1 protein-coding gene is annotated in these 553 nt (G+C 58.4%); it reads right to left on the minus strand.

Annotation, left to right across the window (positions count from 1 at the left end; all coding sequences use genetic code 11):
* The coding region (locus D1614_RS28660; protein ID WP_206610198.1) for an AMP-binding protein at positions 1-553 on the minus strand (553 nt) is incomplete at both ends.

The raw sequence follows: 553 nt of genomic DNA on the forward strand, positions 1-553 counted from the left end.
CATAGCAGAGCATCTGCACGCTGGAGGTGGGCATGTGCGCGCGATCGGTCATCGCAACCCAGCCCTTCACGTTCGGGCAATGCGGTGCGATGCCCTCAATGAGTGGCACAAACGTCAGGTCGAAAAAGACGTACTGATCGTCAGCGTGATTGACGATGTAGGCGATCTGGTCCGGAAACAGGCGCGGGTTGATGGTGTGGCACACCGAGCCCGAGCCGGACACGCCGTAATAGATTTCAAGGTGGCGATAGCCGTTCCAGGCCAGCGTGCCCACACGCTCGCCGGGCTGCACACCGAGTGCGGCCAGCGCATTTGCCAGTTGCTTGGAACGGTCTCGCACTTGCCGGTACGTGGTGCGATGGATATCGCCCTCGACACGGCGCGACACGACTTCAGTCGAACCGGAATTGCGCGCTGCATGTTCGATGATGGTCGAGATGAGCAACGGAGCGCTCATCATTTGTCCCATCAGGGCCATGGTGTCTCCTAGAAAAAACTGAACAACCGTTCTATTTTTTGGCCGATTGTTCCCGTGATCGCCAAGCACGTCAAC

It is taken from the genome of Maribellus luteus, assembly GCF_003576475.1.
In the GTDB taxonomy this organism is placed as follows: Bacteria; Bacteroidota; Bacteroidia; order Bacteroidales; family Prolixibacteraceae; genus Draconibacterium; species Draconibacterium luteum.